This is a genomic window from Nocardia sp. NPDC003345 (assembly GCF_053589395.1).
Genome location: NZ_JBSFRU010000496.1, coordinates 1 through 3,038, shown reverse-complemented (window position 1 = coordinate 3,038; position 3,038 = coordinate 1). Strand labels below are relative to the sequence as shown.

General features: G+C 67.5%; 2 protein-coding genes. One reads left to right on the top strand and one right to left on the bottom strand.

Annotation, left to right across the window (positions count from 1 at the left end; translation table 11 throughout):
• Nucleotides 1–194: 194 nt before the first annotated feature.
• Complete coding sequence (locus tag ACWDU1_RS31185; RefSeq protein WP_450003979.1) at nt 195–2,237, top strand: PhoX family protein; 2,043 nt, start codon at nt 195–197, stop codon at nt 2,235–2,237.
• 67 nt (nt 2,238–2,304) lie between these two features.
• On the opposite strand, the gene ACWDU1_RS31180 is transcribed toward ACWDU1_RS31185, so the two are convergent.
• Nucleotides 2,305–3,000 (bottom strand): glycoside hydrolase family 25 protein, encoded by a 696-nt coding sequence (locus ACWDU1_RS31180; protein WP_450003981.1) that lies wholly within the window; start codon nt 2,998–3,000, stop codon nt 2,305–2,307.
• Nucleotides 3,001–3,038: the final 38 nt, after the last annotated feature.

Below are 3,038 nucleotides of genomic sequence, written 5' to 3'. Positions count from 1 at the left end.
GACCAGAGGGAGGGAGCGCAGCGACCGACCGCCGGGAGTGAAGACCCGGGGTTAACAGGGCCCCACCCTCGAGCGGCGGAGCCGCTCCAAAATCTCGGCGTGGCCCGTCCAATATTTCTGTTAATCTCCCCGTCTCCTGAGACTCTCCTCGGTCGGCTAGCGTGCGGGCGTTCAGCCCGGAACAGGAGTTCACAGTGAAACCTCTCGCGCTCTTCGTCGCCAATGAACCGGCCGCTTCGCGGTCGCGTGTGACCTGCCGTTACAAATGCGGAAACGCCTGCTTCCACGAGGTCCCCAACACCTCGTCCAACGAGTATTTCGGCGATATCGTCGCCGCGATCTCCCGGCGCCGGATCCTGCAGGGCGGGGCGGCGGCGGTGGTCGCGTTCGGCGCGATGGGCGCGCTCGCCGGGTGCGGTACCGATACCGAGGTCGAGACGGCCGCCGGTGCCGGGAGTACGGGCACCGGGTTCACCCCGGTGGCTCCGAACACCGAGGACGCGGTGGTGATCCCGGAGGGCTATGAGCAGGGTGTGGTGATCCGGTGGGGTGATCCGCTGTTCGAGGATGCGCCGGAGTTCGATTTCTTCGGGCAGACCGCGGCCGCGCAGGTCCGGCAGTTCGGCTACAACAACGATTTCGCCGGACTGCTTCCGATCGAGGGACAGCCGGGTAAGTATCTGCTGGTGGTGAACCACGAGTACACCACCGAACAGTTCATGTTCCCGGGGTACGAGGCCGACGCCATCACCCGCGAACAGGCCGATATCGCGATGGCCGCGCACGGCCTGTCGGTGGTCGAGGTACGTGGCGAACCCGGTAAGGGTCGGTTGAAGCCCGCTTTCGGCCGGTACAACCGGCGTATCACCGCGACCACCGAGTTCGTGCTCACCGGGCCCGCGGCGGGCAGTCCGCTGCTGAAGACCACCGCCGACCCCACCGGCACCAAGGTGCTCGGCACGGTCAACAACTGCTCCGGTGGGGTGACGCCGTGGGGCACCGTGCTTTCCGGCGAGGAGAACTTCAACGCCTACTTCGTGGGCAAGGCGGCCGATCCGGTGGCGGCGGCTCGCCTCGAGCGCTACGGGATCGGTGAATCCGACGCCCCGCACTTCTGGGAGAAGTTCGACCGGCGTTTCGATGTGGCCGCCGAACCCAACGAATCCAACCGGTTCGGCTGGGTGGTCGAGGTGGATCCGTGGGATCCGAAATCGACGCCGATCAAGCACACCGCGCTGGGCCGGTTCAAGCACGAGGCCGCGAATATCCACGTGACCGCCGACGGCACCGTGGTCGCCTACAGCGGTGACGACGAACGCTTCGACTACATGTACAAGTTCGTCTCCACCCGCAAGATCGAACCGGGTACCGGCGCCGCGAGCCGCCGCCACAACCTCACCATCCTCGACGCCGGCACGCTGTACGTCGCCAAGCTGACCGGGGACCATCCCGACCGTATCGACGGTTCCGGCGCGGTCCCCTCGGATCAGGGCTTCACCGGCAAGGGCCAGTGGGTGCCGATTCTGCGTACCGCCGAGGACGGTCGCGGCGAATCACTGGTGGACGGGATGACCGCCGAGGAGGTCGCGGTGTTCACCCGCCTCGCCGGTGACAAGGTGGGCGCCACCAAGATGGACCGGCCCGAGGATTTCGAGGCCAATCCGAAGACCGGCAAGGTGTATGTCGCGCTGACCAACAACAACAAGCGGGGCACCGACGGTAAGGCCGCCGCCGACGAGGCCAATCCGCGTAACGAGAACAAGAACGGCCAGGTTCTCGAGATCACCGACGACCACGCCGGTACCGAGTTCACCTGGTCGCTGCTGCTGGTCTGCGGTGACCCGGGAGAAGCGGACACCTATTTCGCCGGATACGACAAGACGAAGGTCAGCCCGATCTCCTGCCCGGACAATCTGGCCTTCGATCCGTACGGCAACCTGTGGATCAGCACCGACGGCAATGCGCTGGACGCCAATGACGGGCTCTTCGCGGTCGTGCTCGACGGCGAGCGGCGCGGTGAGACCAAACAGTTCCTGTCGGTACCGGCCGGCGGTGAGACCTGCGGTCCGGTGATCACCGAGGAGCGGGTGCTGGTGTGTGTCCAGCACCCGGGTGAGACCGATGACGCGTCGGTGGAGAATCCCGCGTCGCATTGGCCCGACGGCGGTGATTCGCAGCCGCGCCCGGCGGTGGTGGCGGTCTGGAAGGCCGGGGGCGGCCGGATCGGCGTGGAGTAGCGGGTCGCGTGACGGAAGCCGCCGAGCCGGCCGGCTCGGCGGCCCTCCCGGGCGGGTGGCGCCGGGGTTATCCGCTGCCGGTGAGCCCGCCCATCCGCGCGAAGCGGGCGAAATCGCCCTGGGCGCCGCTGTACACGTTCACATCGGTGGCGCCGTGGATGCCCGGGATGGACCCGGAGTCGGTCTGCTGCCAGAAGGTCCAGGCCGGCCAGTTACCGGGCACCTCGGGCTGGGGACGGTCGCGGTAGTCGGCTATCCACAGCGGGTAGCGGTGGAACTGGTCGCTGTTGCCCATCGCCGATTTCCAGAAGTTGGGATAGGTGTAGATGATCGGCACCCGGCCGGTGAGCTGCTGCACGGTGTTGAGGTAGCGATGGGTCCAGTCGATCAGCGCGCCCGGCGGCAGTCCACCGGAATGTTCGATATCCAGGACGGGCGGCAGGTCCAGTGGTCCGTTCTGGCCGAGGACGATCGCCGAGTACAGCGCGGCCTGTGGTTCGGGCGGCAGGTCGGGGTGGGCGTAGTGGTAGGTGCCGCGGGCCATTCCGGCCACGCGCATGTGCAGGCTGTCCTGCACGAAGAACGGGTTGATGTAGTCCAGGCCCTCGGTGGCCTTCACCATGGCGAAACGGTGGCCCGCGGCGCGTACCGCGAACCAGTCGATGGGCCGGCCGCCACCGTGCTGCCACGACGAGACGTCCGGTCCGGTGGGTTCGGCCGTCGCGCTGCCCGTGGCCGCGGCGCTGGATTTCTTGATCCCGATCGGGGTGTACCTGGCGCTGGGAGAGCGCGCCCGCGCCG